This window comes from Chitinophaga sp. YR627 (genome assembly GCF_900114995.1).
GTDB lineage: Bacteria > Bacteroidota > Bacteroidia > Chitinophagales > Chitinophagaceae > Chitinophaga.
Window position 1 is genome coordinate 1,058,832 of sequence record NZ_FOUX01000002.1, and the last position, 17,638, is coordinate 1,076,469.

Here is a 17,638-nt window from a genome sequence, read left to right on the forward strand (position 1 = left end):
AGTTAAACCAGGTAGCCGAACAGATTATCGTCCTTGTTCAGTTCAGTGAAGTGAATATTATACTTGCGGAAATTAGCCACCAGGATATCATAATCCTCCCTGTTTTTCAGTTCCACACCGATCAGTGCGGGGCCGGTTTCCTTGTTGTGTTTCTGAATGAATTCGAAACGGGTGATATCATCGTTAGGTCCCAGCACATGGTTCACGAATTCTTTCAGTGCACCCGGACGCTGTACAAAGCGGATGATAAAGTAGTGTTTCAGACCTTCATATAACAGGGAGCGTTCCTTGATCTCCTGCATACGGTCGATGTCGTTGTTGCTGCCGCTGACAACACAAACCACCTTTTTGCCTTCAATTTCTTTCGCGTAGTAATCAAGCGCCGCAATGGACAGTGCCCCGGCAGGCTCCACCACGATAGCGTCTTCATTGTACAGCCTTAATATAGTTGAGCAAACTTTCCCTTCCGGTACCAGTTGCATTTTTGTCAGCACGTCTTTGCAGATACTGAAATTGAGTGTACCTACTCTTTTTACGGCGGCACCGTCTACGAAGCGTTCGATCTCGCTCAGTGTAACTGGTTCGCCTGCCTCCAGTGCACGGCTCATAGACGGAGCACCTTCCGGTTCTACGCCAATGATCTGTGTATTGGGACTGTATGTTTTAAAATAAGTACCGACACCTGCTGCGAGTCCGCCGCCACCGATAGGCACGAACACATAATCGATCTTCGACTGGTCTTCCAGGATCTCTACAGCCACGGTACCTTGTCCTTCAATGATCTTTGGATCATCAAAAGGAGGAATGAAAGTCATGTTGTGCGCTTTGGTAAAAGCCTGGGCTTCTGCGGCACAATCATCAAATGTATCGCCTACCAGTCTGATCTCGATGTTCTCGCCACCGAACATATTTACCTGGTTGACTTTTTGTTTTGGCGTAATGATCGGCATGAAACACACGCCTTTAATATCCAGCTGGCGGCATGCATAGGCAAAGCCCTGCGCATGGTTACCCGCGCTGGCACAGGTTACTCCTTTTGACAGCGTTTCTTTATCCAGGCTGCTAATCAGGTTGTATGCCCCACGCAATTTATAAGATCTTACAATCTGCATGTCTTCTCTTTTGAGATAGACATCTGCATTGTACCTGCGGGAGAGCGTGGCGCTGTAAGTAAGCGGGGTACGGTTCACCACAGGTTTTAACTTCACCGCTGCATCGAGTATGTTGAGCGGATTCACGCTTGTTATTACCTGGGACATTATTAATTAGGAATTAAGAATTAGGAATTAAAAATTAAGACTTCAAAATCAGCAGGCAGACAATTGCACCACAATTCTTAATTCTTAATTCTTAATTCCTAATTGAATTATTAGTTATTTGGGCGCAGTTTTCTTACCGCAGCACCAGCCTGCCACATTTCGCTTTCACGCAGTTCTCTCAGTTCTTCGTTCAGTTTATCACGATAGTCAGGAGTACTGTTAGATGCGATAGAACGTGCAGCTTCTTTACCTGCAGCAACGCTTGCGTACAGTTCTTCGAATACCGGCTGGCTGGCATCTTTGAATTTCTTCCACCAGTCCAGCGCACCACGCTGAGCAGTAGTAGAACAGTTAGCATACATCCAGTCCATACCGTTTTCAGCAACCAGCGGCATCAGAGACTGCGTCAGTTCTTCTACTGTTTCGTTGAATGCCTCAGATGGAGAGTGACCATTCTTGCGCAGTACTTCGTACTGAGCAGCGAAGATACCCTGGATAGCACCCATCAGGGTACCACGCTCACCTGTTAAGTCAGAAGTAACTTCTTTTTTGAAATCTGTTTCGAACAGGTAACCTGAACCAACACCGATACCCAGTGCGATAACGCGATCACGGGCTTTACCGGTTGCATCCTGATAGATAGCAAAGCTGGAGTTCAGACCCTGACCAGCCAGGAACAGTCTGCGCAGAGATGTACCGGAACCTTTAGGGGCAACCAGGATTACATCCACATCAGCAGGAGGAATGATGTTAGTCTGGTCTTTATAAGTGATACCAAAACCATGGGAGAAATATAACGCTTTACCTTTAGTCAGGTGTGGTTTCAGTGTAGGCCACAGTGCGATCTGACCGGCATCACTCAACAGGAACTGAATGATCGTACCTTTCTGAGCAGCTTCTTCGATCTCGAACAGCGTCTGACCAGGAACCCAGCCGTCAGCAACAGCTTTGTCCCAGGTTTTAGAATCTTTACGCTGACCGATGATAACGTTGAAACCGTTATCTTTCAGGTTCAGTGCCTGGCCGGGACCCTGTACGCCGTAACCGATGATAGCTATCACTTCATCTTTCAGCACTTCTCTAGCTTTTTCCATTGGGAATTCTTCTCTGGTTACTACGTCTTCCAGTACCCCTCCAAAATTGATGGTTGCCATGTTTTGATAGTGTTTGTTTTTTTTATAAATATTATAAACTAGATACTTTCTTCTTCTGCAGACACTTCTGTGTGTTCTTTATAAGTTGCCTGCTTCAGGTTGTCAGGACGCTGTGTTTCCAGCTCCTTCAGGTGATCGTGGAAACGGCGGCTCCATTTGATAATAGCTACCCTTCCACTCTTTGAATATTCGATCAGACCATATGGTGCAAGCTTTGCCTGCAGATCGATCAGCTCCTGCTGATGACCGGTCTTTTCGAGTACGAAGTAGTCTTCAGTGATCGTAAGGATGCGCGCATTGTTCTCACGGATCAGCAGTTCGATATTACCGTTCTGCAGTGCCTTTGTAGAGATCTTATACAGCGCCAGTTCCTGGTATACCACTTCGTCTTCTTCATGCACGAATGCACGGTGGATTTCGATCAGTCTTTCGATCTGACCTACGATCTTCACCAGCTTTTCTTTTTCAGAAAGCACCGTGATGATGAACTTATATACGCCGGGAATCTCTGTTTCAGCCGTTGTAAGACTCGTGATATTTATTCCACGGCGGGTGAAAATAACAGTTATACGACTGGTGATACCAATCCTGTCTTCCGTATAAACCGTTATTGTATATTCTTTTTGCATAGTGTTCGTTGTTAATGATTGCTGAACCTTTCTTCCTGCTACTCGAGCCTGATATTTGCGATCGGCTGGCCGGAAGGCACCATTGGGAATACGTTGTCTTCTTTCTCCACAACTACTTCCAGCAGATAAGCGCCATTGTGAGAGATCATCTCATCTACAGCAGCAACGATATCTGCACGGTCAGTTACTTTCCTACCCGGAATGAAGAACCCTTTTGCGATCTGTACGAAGTCAGGGTTGGTCATTTCCGTAGAAGAGTAACGTTTGTCAAAGAACAGTTGCTGCCATTGACGCACCATACCCAGGAAGTTGTTATTCAGGATCACTATTTTCACGCCTATTTCAGACTGATAGATCGTACCCAGTTCCTGCAATGTCATCTGGAAACAACCATCACCGATCACCGCTACTACTTCTTTTTCAGGCGCACCTACTTTCGCACCCATCGCTGCCGGCAGGGCAAAACCCATTGTACCCATACCACCTGAAGTGATGTTGGTATTCGGATCTTTAAAGCGATAGTAACGGGAAGCGACCATCTGGTGCTGGCCCACATCGGTTACCAGTATAGCCTTACCTTCGGTTCTTTCAGAGATGAGGCGCACTACTTCCGCCATCTTTAAACCACCTTCAGTAGGATACAGTTCTTTAGTAGATACTTTTTCTATTTCCTGTTTGTCTGCTTCACGGAAGGATTGTATCCATTCGTCATGTTTTGCAGGTTTTACCAGGGCCAACAAAGCTTCCAGCGCAGTTTTAGCATCTGCATGTACTGCTACATCCGCTTTGATGATCTTGTTGATCTCAGCTGCATCGATCTCTACGTGGATCACCTTCGCCTGTTTCACATATTGTGATACATCACCGGTGATACGGTCGTCGAAACGCATGCCTACCGCGATCAGTACATCACACTCGTTGGTCATGATATTCGGCGCATAGTTACCATGCATACCGAGATAACCTACATAGTTCGGATGGTCAACCGGTACAGCTGACAGACCCAGTAAGGTAGAAGCGATCGGAATACCTGCTTTTTCAGCCAGTTCGATCAGTTCTTTTTCAGCACCTGACAACAATACACCGTGACCACAGAAAATGTATGGTTTCTTTGCACTATTGATCAGTTCTGCTGCCGCTTCTACTGCCTCGAGGTCCAGTCTTGGTACGGGACGGTAGCTACGGATATAATCACATTTCTTGTATTCGAAATCAAATTTCGCAACCTGTGCATTCCTGGTGATATCAACCAGTACCGGACCGGGACGGCCGCTACCTGCGATATAGAATGCTTTGGCAATAGCACCTGGAATATCTTCCGGACGTGTTACCTGGATGTTCCATTTGGTGATCGGCATGGTAATACCAATCACGTCTGTTTCCTGGAAGGCGTCTGTACCCAACAGATGTGCTGCTACCTGACCGGTAATACACACCATCGGCGTAGAATCCATATAAGCGTCAGCCAGACCTGTTACCAGGTTGGTAGCACCCGGACCGGAGGTAGCAAAGACCACCCCTGTTTTACCGGATGAACGCGCATAACCTTGTGCAGCGTGCGTAGCACCCTGCTCGTGACGGACCAGTATATGATGAACTTCCTGCTGGAAATCGTAGAGGGCATCATAAATGGGCATAATAGCGCCGCCAGGATAGCCGAAAATGGTTTCAACACCTTCTGCAATGAGCGAGCGGATCACTGCCTCAGAACCAGTCATATTAAGTGGAGCAGTCGCAGCTGTCCGCTTTTCAGCCGGCTCAGGCTTCATCGGTAACACATCCTTCTGTTGCATTTGAAACGAGTTTTGCATATTTATATAATACACCGTTAGTTACTTTCAACGCGGGTTTCACCCATTTCGCCCTGCGGGCAGCCAGTTCTTCTGCACTCAGTTCCACGTTGATCGTATTCTTTTCGGCGTCAATTTCGATAATGTCATTGTCCTGTACCAGTCCGATGGTACCACCTTCCACCGCTTCCGGTGTGATGTGTCCCACTACGAAACCGTGTGTACCGCCAGAGAAACGTCCGTCTGTGATCAGCGCTACGCTCTTACCGAGACCTACACCCATGATAGCGGATGTTGGTTTCAGCATTTCCGGCATACCAGGCGCTCCTTTAGGACCTACCTGTCTGATCACCACCACATCGCCTGATTTCACACGACCGCTCTGAATACCCGCGATCAGCTCATATTCACCTTCAAACACACGTGCAGGACCGCGGAAGCTTAAACCTTCCTTACCGGTGATCTTTGCTACGGAACCCAGTTCTGCCAGGTTACCGTACAGCATCTGGATGTGACCGGTCGCTTTTATTGGTTTTTCAACCGGAACAACGATATCCTGTCCTTCGAATTCCAGATCTGGTACACTTTCCAGGTTTTCTGCCAGGGTCTTACCGGTTACTGTCAGACAGTGACCATGCAGGTATCCTTTTTTCAGCAGATATTTCATTACCAATGGAACACCGCCGATGTTGTGCAGGTCTTCCATCAGGTATTTACCACTTGGTTTCAGGTCAGCGATCAGTGGCGTTTTATCGCTGATACGCTGGAATTCAGGTAAACCGAATTTCACACCGATTGCTTTTGCGATTGCGATGAAGTGCAGTACGGCATTGGTACTACCACCCAGCGCCATCACAACGGTAGCCGCATTTTCAAATGCTTCCAGCGTCATGATATCAGAAGGCTTGATATCTTTCTCCAGGAGGATGTGGATATATTTACCAGCTGACAGACACTCTTCTTTTTTGTCCTTGCTGAGTGCAGGGTTAGAAGAGCTGTAAGGAAGGCTCATACCTAATGCTTCGATTGCAGAAGACATGGTATTTGCCGTATACATACCGCCACAGGCGCCGGCGCCAGGGCAGGAATGCTGTACAATGCCTTTGAAGTCTTCTTCGCTGAGCTGACCAGCCATTTTCTGACCCAGCGCTTCAAATGCAGAGATAATGTTCAGGTCTTTACCCTGGTATTTACCAGGAGCGGTAGAACCGCCATACACCATGATAGAAGGACGGTTCAGACGTCCCATTGCGATCAGGGAACCAGGCATGTTCTTATCACAGCCAGGCACGGTGATCACACCATCATAATACTGTGCACCTACTACGGTTTCGATGGAATCAGCAATCAGGTCGCGGCTGACCAGGGAATAACGCATACCCGGAGTACCATTTGTCATACCATCGCTGACGCCAATAGTATGGAAAGTGAGTCCGACGAGATTATTAGCCCAGACCCCTTTCTTGACCTCCTGTGCGAGGTCATTGAGGTGCATATTACACGGATTACCGTCATAGCCCATACTGGCAATGCCTACCTGCGCTTTCTTCAGGTCTTCTTCAGTTAAACCGAGAGCGTACAGCTGCGCCTGTGTGGCGGGCTGTGTTGGATCCTGCGTGAGCGTTTTGCTGTATTTGTTTAATTCCATCTGTTTATAAAAATTTCCGGGTTGCTATTTAAGTAGGTACAAAATAGCAGTGATAAAAGCCAAGTTCCAAACCAATTACTGACCGGTTAGCCGGTATTCAAATCTCTTCGTTTTGTGGCCAAATCCGCTGTGGTATTGGATAACGTACTTTCAAAAATCCAAATTCCAACTTGGTTAAAAAAGGCTGTAACGGGAAGAATGTGAGGCCTGAACGAAGTGTTTATAGAAGGCATCACGCTTTATACCATGGGTACAAAGCGTGATGCTTTGTTAGCTATCTGATTCAAATGAGATACTATACTATTGGTTTTAAACAATAGCGTATCACTCTCAGGTGAAGTATATAGAGGAAATACAACCTGAATCAGCACGAGTTTTCATGAATATCTGTGTACTGATACCAGTGGCTTACGCGACCGGAACCGCAGCGCGATCGAATTCTTTCTCGAGTACTTTCGCTTTGTAAGCCTGCTGCAGCAGTTTACCCAGGGAAGTAGCCCATGGCTTGTTAAAGGTCTGGCCATCGAGTGAATCCCATCCTACTACTTCAGCAGCAGTACCGCAATAGAATACGCAGTCAGCTGTTTTCAGTTCGTCAGTAGTGAAGAGTTTCTCTTCCAGCGGAATACCCAGTTCGTGACACAATTCGATCACGGTAGCACGGGTAATACCTGGCAGAATGTTGCCCGGAGGAGGCGTAAAGATCTTACCGTCTTTTTCGAAGAACAGGTTTGCACCAGGACCTTCAGCTACGAAGCCGTTGATATCCAGGAGCAGCGCTTCGTCGTAACCCTGTTCCTTTGCTTCCTGAGAAGCCAGGATGGAGTTTACGTACAGACCAGCTGTTTTGGACTCGATCTTGAATGCTTTTGGATTTGGGCGCTGGTAAGATGAGGTCATCACACGCAGCAGTTTTTCGCCCAGGTATGCACCCCATTCCCATGCACAGATCAGTACATGTGTTTCGGAGGCAGCCTTCAGTGTCATGTTCGGAGGGCAGAAAGCGAGCGGACGGATGTACGCTTCTTCCATATTATTCAGTTCCAGCACTTTGTAACATGCTTTCACCAGCTCGTCATTATCAAATGGATATGGCATGTGTATTAATTCGCAGGAACGCTTAAATCTGTCGAAGTGTTCTTTTGCTTTGAAAATCTTCACAGTTCCATCAGCTGTTTTATAAGCGCGAATGCCCTCAAATACAGCATACCCATAGTGTAATGACTGACCATACAGATCTGTAGTGGCCGCGGTAGCTTTCTTATACTCCCCGTTAATGTAAAGAATGGTGTTCTCGTTGTAATAGCTATACATAATTCAGATATTAGAATTCGATTTTGGATTGCTTTATAATTACAGGCACAAAAAAACGCCTTCCTCTGATGGAGGAAGGCGTCTTGTTTATCATTAGTGATTGTACACGTTAACCTATCCTCCATACTGGTGGCTAATAATGACAACGACAATCACGACTAGTGTTATAGCCCAGTTCAACTGAGCTACGATGTGATTAATCTTATTGTTGTCTTTATTTACCCACATGGAGGGACGCTTTTTATTTTGCTTCTACAAATGTATTGGTCATAAAACTAAAAAACAATACAATCCAAAGATTTAGTTATTTCGCAAACAAAACTTCACTTTTTGAAGTTTTTGAAATAAAACATCGATTCTTTAGCTAAAATCCATACAAATAGCAAAATTATTACAATTCTTCAGCTTCTATTTCCAGAGGTTGTCCGGATACTCCCCACTTTTTACCAGGGCAGAGAGACTTTCCTGTACGCCTGGGGCATCTTCTTTATAAGTAACACCAAACCACTGCGCTCCTGTAGGGATCACATTTACAACACCTACCTTGTTCTTAATGAAGTGATCCACAACGATCGGAATGAAGAACTCAGACTTAGGTTTATCACCATTCTGCTGCAGGAAGTCTTTGAAGAGGTCCTGGCTCAGTTTAAATACAGAAGGATGGAAACCCCAGAAGTTCATAGAAACCGGGGTATCTGGCGCCAGTTCGTGCTTGCTGCCATCAGCATCTTCATACACGATCTGCTCTCCGTCTTTATATACCTTGGTTCTTTCATTGATAGCAGCCAGGTTGCTTTCACTGTCTGCAGCACATACACCGCGTGAAACGGAACCGTGCTCACTGATCGTTTTGCTCAGCTGATAACCAATTACACTGTATACATCCGGTTTAGCGGCATCTTTCAGGAAAGCTGCTGCTTTCTCAAATGAGTCACGACCATAAAAATCATCTGCATTGATCACTGCGAAAGGCTCGTTGATAGCATCTTTTGCACACAATATAGCATGCGCTGTACCCCATGGTTTGGTACGGTCAGCCGGTGTTGCATAGCCATCTGTAAATGCATCCATTTCCTGATATACATAATCAGTCTGCACACGGCCTTTCAGTTTAGGTTCAAATATTTCCTTAAATTCTTTTTCAAAATCCTTACGGATAATGAACACTATCTTGCCGAAACCAGCACGGATAGCATCGTAAATGGAGTAATCAACAATTGTTTCACCGCTGGGGCCAAACTGCTGGATCTGTTTTAAGCTACCGTATCGGCTAGCCATACCGGCAGCAAGGATCAATAAAGTTGGTTGCATTTATAGATTGTTTTTTGTGTTTTCATGTATTGGATGAACATTTTCCTGGCGATAAATTTAATCATTAAAACTATTTTCACAGCTTCTTTTTGTTACCAAACTGTTACGCCTATGGGCCATCATGCAACAAATCCCGTACCAACCGGGGCAATTTACCAGAATTAAAAAACATTACACAATAAACACATGTGAATATAGAATGAAACGTTTCCTATTATCGGTAGCCCTTATACTACCACTGCTTAGAAGTCTCAACGCACAACAACACACATCCGCTGATTCCATTCGTGAAAAAATGCAATGGTTCGCCGACGCAAAGCTCGGCATCTTCATTCACTGGGGGATCTATTCCGTCAACGGAGTAGACGAATCCTGGTCCTTCCACAACAGGAAGATCGCTTACGCTGATTACATGCAGCAACTGAAAGGTTTTACTGCAAAGAATTATCATCCGGAAGAATGGGCCGCACTGATCAAGGAATCAGGCGCACGCTATGCCGTAATGACCACTAAACACCATGATGGTGTTGCATTATGGGATAGTAAACTGAGTAAACTGGATATGGCCAACAGTACACCGGCAAAACGTGATGTACTCACGCCCTTCTACACTGCTTTACGTCAGCAGGGTATCAAAGCCGGCGCTTACTTCTCACTGATCGACTGGAGTTATCCGGATTATCCACAGTTCCTGAAAGACAGCAGCCGCTATGATGCAAAGAAAGATCCTGCCCGCTGGCAACGCTTCCTGCACTTCTACGAAGGACAGCTGAAAGAAGTCATGCAGCAGTATAATCCCGATCTCTGGTGGTTTGACGGCGACTGGGAACACAGCGCAGAAGAATGGGAAGCTGTAAAGGTCAGAAAAATGCTGACGGGTCATAACCCGAATACCATCATCAATGGCCGCTTACAGGGATATGGTGATTATGACACGCCTGAACAGAACTTCCCCGTATCCAGACCACATTACAACTGGTGGGAACTCTGCATGACCATCAACAACAACTGGGGCTATCACCCGGATGATACCAATTTCAAGACGCCGTATGAAGTCATCACCATCTTTGCAGATGCTGTCAGCAATGGCGGTAATATGCTTCTGGATATCGGGCCTGCTGAAGATGGCACCATTCCTGCTGAAGAAGTGACTGTGCTCAAAGAACTGGGTGCATGGAATAAAAAACATGCGCCTGCTATTTTCAATACGGTAGCGGGAATTCCGGCAGGACATTTTTATGGTCCTACCACTTTATCAAAAGATTCCACTACCTTATACCTCTTCCTGGCTGGCAATGTAAGCGGTCAGGTCATGGTGAAAGGCCTGGTGAACAATATCAAAAAGATCAGTGTATTGGGCAATGGTCAGCAACTGACGCATAAGGTGGTAGGTAAGATCTCCTGGAGCGCTGTACCCGGACTGGTATACATTGACGTCCCTGCCAATGTACAGGATAAATACATGACTGTACTGGCGCTGGAACTGGACGGCAAAGTAAAGCTGTACCGTGGTAAAGGCGGATTCCTGACAAATGAATAAAACAATATCAGCAGTCCTCCTGATGGCAGGACTGCTGATCCCATAGCGTAAACGAGGAGATGGACAATGACATGGAACGGCCAGTAAATAACCATACCAACATGATGCATATGAAAACATTATTCCTGTCGATGCTCGCAATCTGTTGTTACCTGTCGGGTACAGCACAGCTGAAAACCGGCGACATCACCATTATCCCTGAGCCACTACTGCTCAATCCTATGCCAGGCAGCTTTGTTGTGAACGACCAGGCAGCCATTCAATACAGTGGCAAAGGCGCTGAAAAAACAGCTGCATTCCTGAATGATTACCTGCAACGTAATTATAACTTCAAACTCCCTGTCAGCCAGACAACCGTATCCGGACAGGCCTCCAACTCCATCATCAAAATTGTGGAAGCACGCAGCGGCAAACCGGAAGGATATATCCTTGAAGTAAATACCGGCCGGGTCTATCTGCAGGGAGACGCTGCCGGGCTGTTTTATGGCCTGCAGACACTGATACAACTGTTCCCGGTTAATAAGAATATTAAAACCGCAACTGACACTGTCAGACAAACTCCTTATAATGGCAGTCTTCATCTGCCCGGCGTAAAGATCCAGGACTATCCACGCTTCGCCTATCGTGGTATGATGCTGGACGTCAGCCGTCACTTCTTTCCTCCTGCTGCCATCAAACAGTTCATCGATATGATGGTGCTTTATAAATTCAACCGCTTCCACTGGCATCTCACCGATGACCAGGGATGGCGTATCGAGATCAAAAAATATCCACGTCTGCAGGAAATTGCATCCATCAGAAAAGAGACGATCGTTGGTCATCACCGCCGTAGTACTACTTATGATGGTAAGCCTTATGGCGGTTATTATACACAGGATGAAGTACGCGATATTGTGAAATACGCAGCAGAAAGAAATATCACGATCATTCCTGAAATAGAGATGCCGGGGCACTCACAGGCGGTGCTCACCGCTTATCCATCCTTCGGTAATACCAAAGGTCCTTATGAAGTGCGCGGCACCTGGGGCATTTCCAAAGATGTACTGAATCCTGTAAATGACTCTGTGTTCACCTTCCTGCAGGATGTATTAACAGAAGTGATAGATCTCTTCCCCAGCCAGTTTATCCACATTGGGGGAGATGAATGTCTGAAAGACAGATGGAAAGAATCCGCAGAAGTACAGCGCATGATACGCAGACTGGGACTGAAAGATGAACACGCGTTGCAGAGTTATTTCGTCCAGCGGATGGAAAAGTTTGTCAATAGTAAAGGACGTTCTATCATCGGATGGGATGAAATACTGGAAGGCGGACTGGCAGCCAATGCGACCGTTATGAGCTGGCGTGGTGAAGAAGGTGGCATCGCAGCTGCCAAACAGCAACACAACGTCATCATGACGCCTAATACCTATCTGTATTTTGACTATACACAAGGTCAGCCATCAACAGAACCATTGAATGCAGCTGCTTATCTGCCACTGAAAACTGTATATAACTATGAGCCTTTACCACCATCACTAACGCCAACGGAACAACGTTATATTAAAGGTGTACAGGGTAATATATGGACAGAGTTCATCCCCGATCAGCAGATGCTTGATTATATGTTATGGCCGCGTGCACTGGCTTTATCTGAAATAGCCTGGGCACAACCTGGTAAAAAGAACTATGACCGTTTCCTCCGTAAGCTGCCACTGGAGCTTTCCCGCATGAGTTATGCCGGTATCAATTTCCGTATACCAGAACCTATCGGACTGGAAAGCAAAGTCGTGACTACGCCATCAGTCACTGTCACACTGAAGACGCCGGTGAAAGGTGGTATGATCTATTATACAACTGATGGTACGCAACCTGGACTGCGCAGCAAACCTTATAAACAAGCTATTACGATCAACGTTCCTGAAAACGGTACTGCACAGTTAAACTGTATTGTGGTATTGCCTACCGGACGTGTGAGTCCACTATATAGTGCCACCTATGTACGCAAAGCCTTCCTTCCTGCCATTGTAACAAAACAAGGTGCAAAGGGCGTACGTTTCTCACTTGTAAAAACAGTACCTGCCAGTGCAAAGCAATTACCTGAAAAAGGTGATAGCAGTGGCATATTGCCAGCAGTCGATATTCGTCCGCTGCCGGTAAAAGAGTATGGTGTCACTTTCTCCGGACTGGTAAAGATCCCCGCGGATGATCTCTATGAATTCCATCTCAACAGTGACGATGGCGCTGTATTTTATATAGATGATCAGATCGTTGTGGATAATGACGGGCAACATGATCTGCAGGATCGTAGTGGTTTTGTACCGCTGCGTAAAGGACTGCACCGCATCAAAGTACAATACTTTAATACCGGCACCGGCGCCTGGCTGGATGCAGGTATCTACAGAGACAGAGAGAAACTGAACCCGGCAGAGATCTTCTTTACCGGTCAGTAAACAGCTGTTCATATCGTTTTGCAACGGGTGTGTCTTGTGGCACACCCGTTTTATATATACCCCTCAATGTCGTTACTTTGCGCAGCATGCAATTTGATTACGACAATATTCAATTACAGTTTATTACACCTGCCTGGTTACCCGCCGGCATCCGTGCTGCTGTATTACGGCTGGACCTGCTGCATCCGGAAGTATCGGGTAACAAATGGTTTAAGCTCAGGTATAATCTTGACGCCGCCATTAAAGCAGGTAAACACCGTATTGTCACTTTTGGCGGCGCTTATTCCAATCACATTGCTGCTACTGCCGCTGCCTGTCAGCTGGCGGGCATTCCCTGCACCGGCATTATCCGGGGAGAAAGAGCGCCTGTATTAAGTCATACGTTGCAGGACGCAGCTGCCCGCAATATGGAACTGGTATTTATCAGCCGGGAAGCTTACCGGCATAAAGCGGATACAGACTGGGCCACGCTTTATCCGGATGCCTGGATCGTACCGGAAGGCGGCAACAATGCCCTGGGAGCAAAGGGTTGTGAGGAGATCCTGCCACTGGCCATCCCGCAACTGATGGCCGTTGATAAAAGTGTTATTTCCCCGGCGGAGGCCAGTATATACTTCAGCCACATTGCCTGTGCTGTGGGCACCGGTACGACGCTGGCAGGTATTATAAACAGTGCAGCACCGCAGCAAACCATTCTTGGCTATGCTGTATTAAAAGGGGCTGCTTACCTGACAAATGAAATACAGACCCTGCTCCATCCGGCTCCTCATCCCCACTGGGAATTACGCCATGAACATCATGGCGGAGGGTATGCGAAAGTGACGCCTGCGCTACAGACCTTCATGGCTAATTTTCATGCTGAAACCGGTATTCCGCTCGATATGATCTATACAGCCAAGTTGCTGATGGGATTCAGACAGGATATACAGGAGGGCAGGTATCCCGATGGTAGTAAGGTGTTACTTATCCACACCGGCGGATTGCAGGGAAACGCCATATAGCAGATTTGTTTATATTTACGGTAGTAACTACTTCCAGCCACAGGACAGTCATGCTACCTTTGTTTGGATTTTTTTAACGGTATTTGATACCAGTCAGGTCTATCATTTTATTATTTTTGCCAACTTAAAGAGGAAAACCGGCGTTCTTGTGTGAACAAAGACTCCGGAGACATGGATACAGTACAGGAATTAGCATTTATGAAGCAGTTGTCGCGTCTTATTTTATTCGCAGTTATATTTACAGCATCAGTATTTTCAGTTAAGGCACAGACCCAATCGAATACACCACCGGTATTACCTGATTTCTCTGCCCTCATTAAAACGGGCAAGATCTCACTGGAATTTATCTCCGGTTTCCGGGATGTGAAGTTTATCGGCGTACAGCGCTCTCTTGACAGCGTACTGAACTTCAGTACAATTGGTCTGGTGAATAATCCGAATGACTTCAGGAACAGTTATAATGACGTCAAACCATTGCCAGGGTCTAACTACTACCGTCTCTTTATCCAATTCAACAACGGACGCTACCTGCACTCCAAAATTGTGCTGGCAGTACCGGACAGCACTATAGACGCTACCAAGAAGCTGCAGTTGTCAGACGTGAAAGAGGCGATCGCTGCTGCGAAAGAAGCGGGTATCAATACTGGTACGAATCCGACTACAACGACAGCAAAAGAGAAGGTGGTAAAAGAGGAAAAGATCGTGTGGCACCCATCTAACTATATTTATACCACCGCAGACGGCAATGTGAACATCAAACTGCCGGATGCACAGGAAAAGAAATACAGTGTTAAGTTCTTCGAACCGGACGGCTCCTTCCTTTTTGAGATCCCACAGGTAAAAGAGCCCTTCCTGATACTGGAAAAAGCAATTTTCCTGCATGCTGGCTGGTTCAATTTCGAAATCTACCAGGAAGGAAAAGCATATGAGAAGTGGAATCTCTATATCCCGCTGACTTACAGAAACTAACAATTAACACGTTTATAAAAGAGAAAAGGCCTTTCCGCCATAGGTGGAAAGGCCTTTTCTCTTTTATAACAGCTCTGTTGTATTTAGTCCATGATCATTTCTGCGCCGAAGACGGTGGCGAAATGCTGTGCGATCCGGCTTTTTACTTCCGCCTCAGGCACTTCTCTACCCAGTTCTTCATGCATGGAAGCCACTTTTTTATCAACAATACCGCAAGGCACGATATTGCCAAAATAGTCGAGGTTGGTATTGACATTCAGAGCGAAGCCATGCATGGTCACCCAGCGGCTGCAACGTACTCCCATCGCACAGATCTTACGGGCACGGGCAGGATCCTGCGGGTCCAGCCATACGCCGGTCTCTCCCGGAGAACGATCGCCTTTGATGCCATAGTCCGCCAGTGTAAGCATGATCACCTCTTCCAGGTTACGCAGGTACTTCCCTATATCTGTGATAAAATTCTCCAGGTCGAGGATCGGATATCCTACCACCTGACCGGGACCGTGATAGGTGATATCTCCGCCGCGGTTCGTGCTTGAAAAAGTGATGCCTTTATCTTCCAGCTGCTGGCTATCCAGCAACAGATTTTCCATGTGTCCGCTCTTACCGAGGGTATAGATATGCGGATGACCGCAGAATAACAGGTAATTGGTCGTTTCCCGTGCCTGTCCCGGCAGCTCCTCTCCTCTTGCCAATGCCTGCTTGATGCTTACATTCTGCTGTAAAAGCTGTTCCTGATAATCCCAGGCCTTCTGATAATCAATTATTCCCAGGTCGTTCGTGTGGATCTTCTTGTTCATATTGCAGGTGCAAAAATACGGAATTACCACTTGCGGTGATCTATCCGGAGGGGGGCCGTATGGAAGAATACGCTTAACAATGTTTGGTTATCACTGTTCATTGGTCATCCTATAGTTATCCTCCCTTAGATGGCCGAGAAAAACGTAGCACTAACGTAAGCTAACTATACTATAACTATAGTCAGGCTTCTGAATTATCTGATCTTTTGCACCGGGACCGCCCTTATCATAATTTACGATGAAACACCGCAGCCTGACATACTACGGGATACTTTTTTTGCGAATACAGATCACCAACTATAACTAATTGTTTTACAAATAATTATAGGCAATCAGCACCAGGGAAGCTATATTTTGTCCTAAATGCCCCCTATCAGGCCAAAATATAGCCCTGACACGACGCATACACGACGTATATACGACGCATCCATGCTTCATCTCATACAACATCCCTCTTTTACTTATGGCGATATCCTTCCTACCCGCTATCAGCACATGATAAATTCCGCTGTGCGATATGATATATTACGCTCTGAGAATGAATGCCGCCTGACAACATTCCCAACATACTCTCTGGTGGACTCCTAAGCAAAGCTTACCCAAACTGTGGACTTGCGCCCGGTTATTCGTACCTTTGCAAAAATTTTGAATCCTCATGGCGGAAGAACTGATTGAAATTGACGATGAACTGGAGAACGGCGAAGGCAGCGAGGAGCTGTATGAGCGGGTGAATATTATAGCTGACAAGGGTCAGGAGCCACTTCGTGTGGATAAGTTCCTGATGAACCGGGTGGAAGGTGCTACCCGTAATAAAATTCAGCAGGCATGCGACAATGGCATGGTCATCGTCAATGACAAACCAGTTAAATCCAATTATAAAGTAAAGGCGGGCGATCGTATTGTGGTGTATTCCAACAAGAATCCGGAAAACACGCAGGTGATACCGGAGGAACTGCCGCTGGACATTGTCTATGAGGACGAAGATTTAATGATAGTCAATAAGTTGCCGGGTATGGTAGTACACCCTGGCTCTGGCAATTATACTGGTACGCTTGTAAACGGCCTGGCCTGGTACCTGGGTGATCGTACTACAACACCGGTACCTGAACCGAGCATGCCCCGTTTTGGACTGGTACACCGTATCGATAAGAATACCAGTGGATTATTGGTAGTTGCCAAATCGGAGAAAGCCATGAACGATCTGGCGAAGCAGTTCTTCGACCATACTGTTCAACGTCGTTATATGGCCCTTGTATGGGGTGATTTTGAGGAAGATGAAGGCACTATTGAGGCACATGTTGGCCGTCACCAGCGCTTCCGTAAAATTATGGATGTATATCCTGACGGAGAATACGGTAAAGAGGCCATCACTCACTATAAAGTGCTGGAGCGCTTTAACTACGTGACACTGATCGAGTGCCGCCTGGAAACCGGACGTACCCACCAGATCAGGGTACATATGCAGCACATGGGCCATTCCCTGTTCAATGATGATACTTATAACGGTGATCGTATCCTGAAAGGCACCGTATTTGCCAAATACAAACAATTTGTGGAAAACTGCTTCGAAATCATGCCACGCCATGCCCTGCATGCGCAGACGCTTGGTTTCATACACCCGCGTACACGTAAACCTATCCATTTTGAAAGTCCGTTACCTGATGATTTTAAAGCCGTTCTGGAAAAATGGAGACGCTATGTGAGCGCCAGACCATTAGAATAGTAAATCCATTAAAAAATTAAAACATATCATTTTTTGTTTTAATTTAGCACCTTACCCATGTCCCTTCA

Annotated in this window: 13 protein-coding genes; 5 read left to right on the forward strand and 8 right to left on the reverse strand. The window is 46.4% G+C overall.

Going from position 1 to position 17,638, the window contains the following annotated elements; all coding sequences use genetic code 11:
* Positions 1-2: 2 nt before the first annotated feature.
* The 7 genes from ilvA to BMZ72_RS12910 form a co-directional block, all read right to left on the reverse strand.
* Entirely contained in the window at positions 3-1,259 is a 1,257-nt protein-coding gene (gene ilvA / locus BMZ72_RS12880) for a threonine ammonia-lyase (protein WP_089808871.1), read from the reverse strand.
* A 110-nt stretch (positions 1,260-1,369) separates the two neighbouring features.
* A complete protein-coding gene (gene ilvC, locus BMZ72_RS12885) occupies positions 1,370-2,413 on the reverse strand; it encodes a ketol-acid reductoisomerase (RefSeq protein ID WP_089808872.1) in 1,044 nt (347 codons plus the stop codon).
* A gap of 38 nt (positions 2,414-2,451) precedes the next feature.
* Positions 2,452-3,042, reverse strand: a complete 591-nt coding sequence (gene ilvN, locus BMZ72_RS12890; RefSeq protein ID WP_089808875.1) for an acetolactate synthase small subunit — start codon at positions 3,040-3,042, stop codon at positions 2,452-2,454.
* Between the two features lie 38 nt (positions 3,043-3,080).
* The gene (gene ilvB / locus BMZ72_RS12895) at positions 3,081-4,835 is read right to left on the reverse strand and encodes a biosynthetic-type acetolactate synthase large subunit (protein WP_317043487.1); all 1,755 of its coding nucleotides are present in this window, start codon (positions 4,833-4,835) and stop codon (positions 3,081-3,083) included.
* Entirely contained in the window at positions 4,801-6,480 is a 1,680-nt protein-coding gene (gene ilvD / locus BMZ72_RS12900; protein ID WP_089808877.1) for a dihydroxy-acid dehydratase, read from the reverse strand. Before ilvD ends, ilvB begins: the two co-directional genes overlap by 35 nt.
* Before the next feature lie 408 nt (positions 6,481-6,888).
* The gene (locus BMZ72_RS12905) at positions 6,889-7,794 is read right to left on the reverse strand and encodes a branched-chain amino acid transaminase (RefSeq protein ID WP_089808879.1); all 906 of its coding nucleotides are present in this window, start codon (positions 7,792-7,794) and stop codon (positions 6,889-6,891) included.
* Between the two features lie 408 nt (positions 7,795-8,202).
* Positions 8,203-9,105 carry a sugar phosphate nucleotidyltransferase gene (locus BMZ72_RS12910; RefSeq protein WP_089808881.1) on the reverse strand — a complete coding sequence of 301 codons (903 nt, stop codon included), beginning with the start codon at positions 9,103-9,105 and terminating at the stop codon, positions 8,203-8,205.
* 199 nt (positions 9,106-9,304) lie between these two features.
* On the opposite strand from BMZ72_RS12910, the gene BMZ72_RS12915 reads away from it, so the two are divergent.
* From BMZ72_RS12915 to BMZ72_RS12930, 4 genes are all read left to right on the forward strand, one after another.
* Positions 9,305-10,645, forward strand: a complete 1,341-nt coding sequence (locus tag BMZ72_RS12915) for an alpha-L-fucosidase (RefSeq protein WP_089808883.1) — start codon at positions 9,305-9,307, stop codon at positions 10,643-10,645.
* Positions 10,646-10,755: 110 nt separating this feature from the next.
* Complete coding sequence (locus tag BMZ72_RS12920) at positions 10,756-13,077, forward strand: family 20 glycosylhydrolase (RefSeq protein ID WP_177222778.1); 2,322 nt, start codon at positions 10,756-10,758, stop codon at positions 13,075-13,077.
* An 86-nt stretch (positions 13,078-13,163) separates the two neighbouring features.
* The gene (locus BMZ72_RS12925; RefSeq protein WP_089808886.1) at positions 13,164-14,078 is read left to right on the forward strand and encodes a 1-aminocyclopropane-1-carboxylate deaminase/D-cysteine desulfhydrase; all 915 of its coding nucleotides are present in this window, start codon (positions 13,164-13,166) and stop codon (positions 14,076-14,078) included.
* Between the two features lie 150 nt (positions 14,079-14,228).
* The gene (locus BMZ72_RS12930) at positions 14,229-15,047 is read left to right on the forward strand and encodes a hypothetical protein (RefSeq protein ID WP_143087682.1); all 819 of its coding nucleotides are present in this window, start codon (positions 14,229-14,231) and stop codon (positions 15,045-15,047) included.
* A gap of 83 nt (positions 15,048-15,130) precedes the next feature.
* Here BMZ72_RS12930 and lipB read toward each other — a convergent pair whose 3' ends face one another.
* Positions 15,131-15,847, reverse strand: a complete 717-nt coding sequence (gene lipB / locus BMZ72_RS12935; RefSeq protein WP_089808890.1) for a lipoyl(octanoyl) transferase LipB — start codon at positions 15,845-15,847, stop codon at positions 15,131-15,133.
* Between the two features lie 655 nt (positions 15,848-16,502).
* Between lipB and BMZ72_RS12940 the strand changes: the two genes are divergently transcribed.
* Positions 16,503-17,570, forward strand: a complete 1,068-nt coding sequence (locus BMZ72_RS12940) for an RluA family pseudouridine synthase (protein WP_218155241.1) — start codon at positions 16,503-16,505, stop codon at positions 17,568-17,570.
* Positions 17,571-17,638 lie beyond the last annotated feature (68 nt).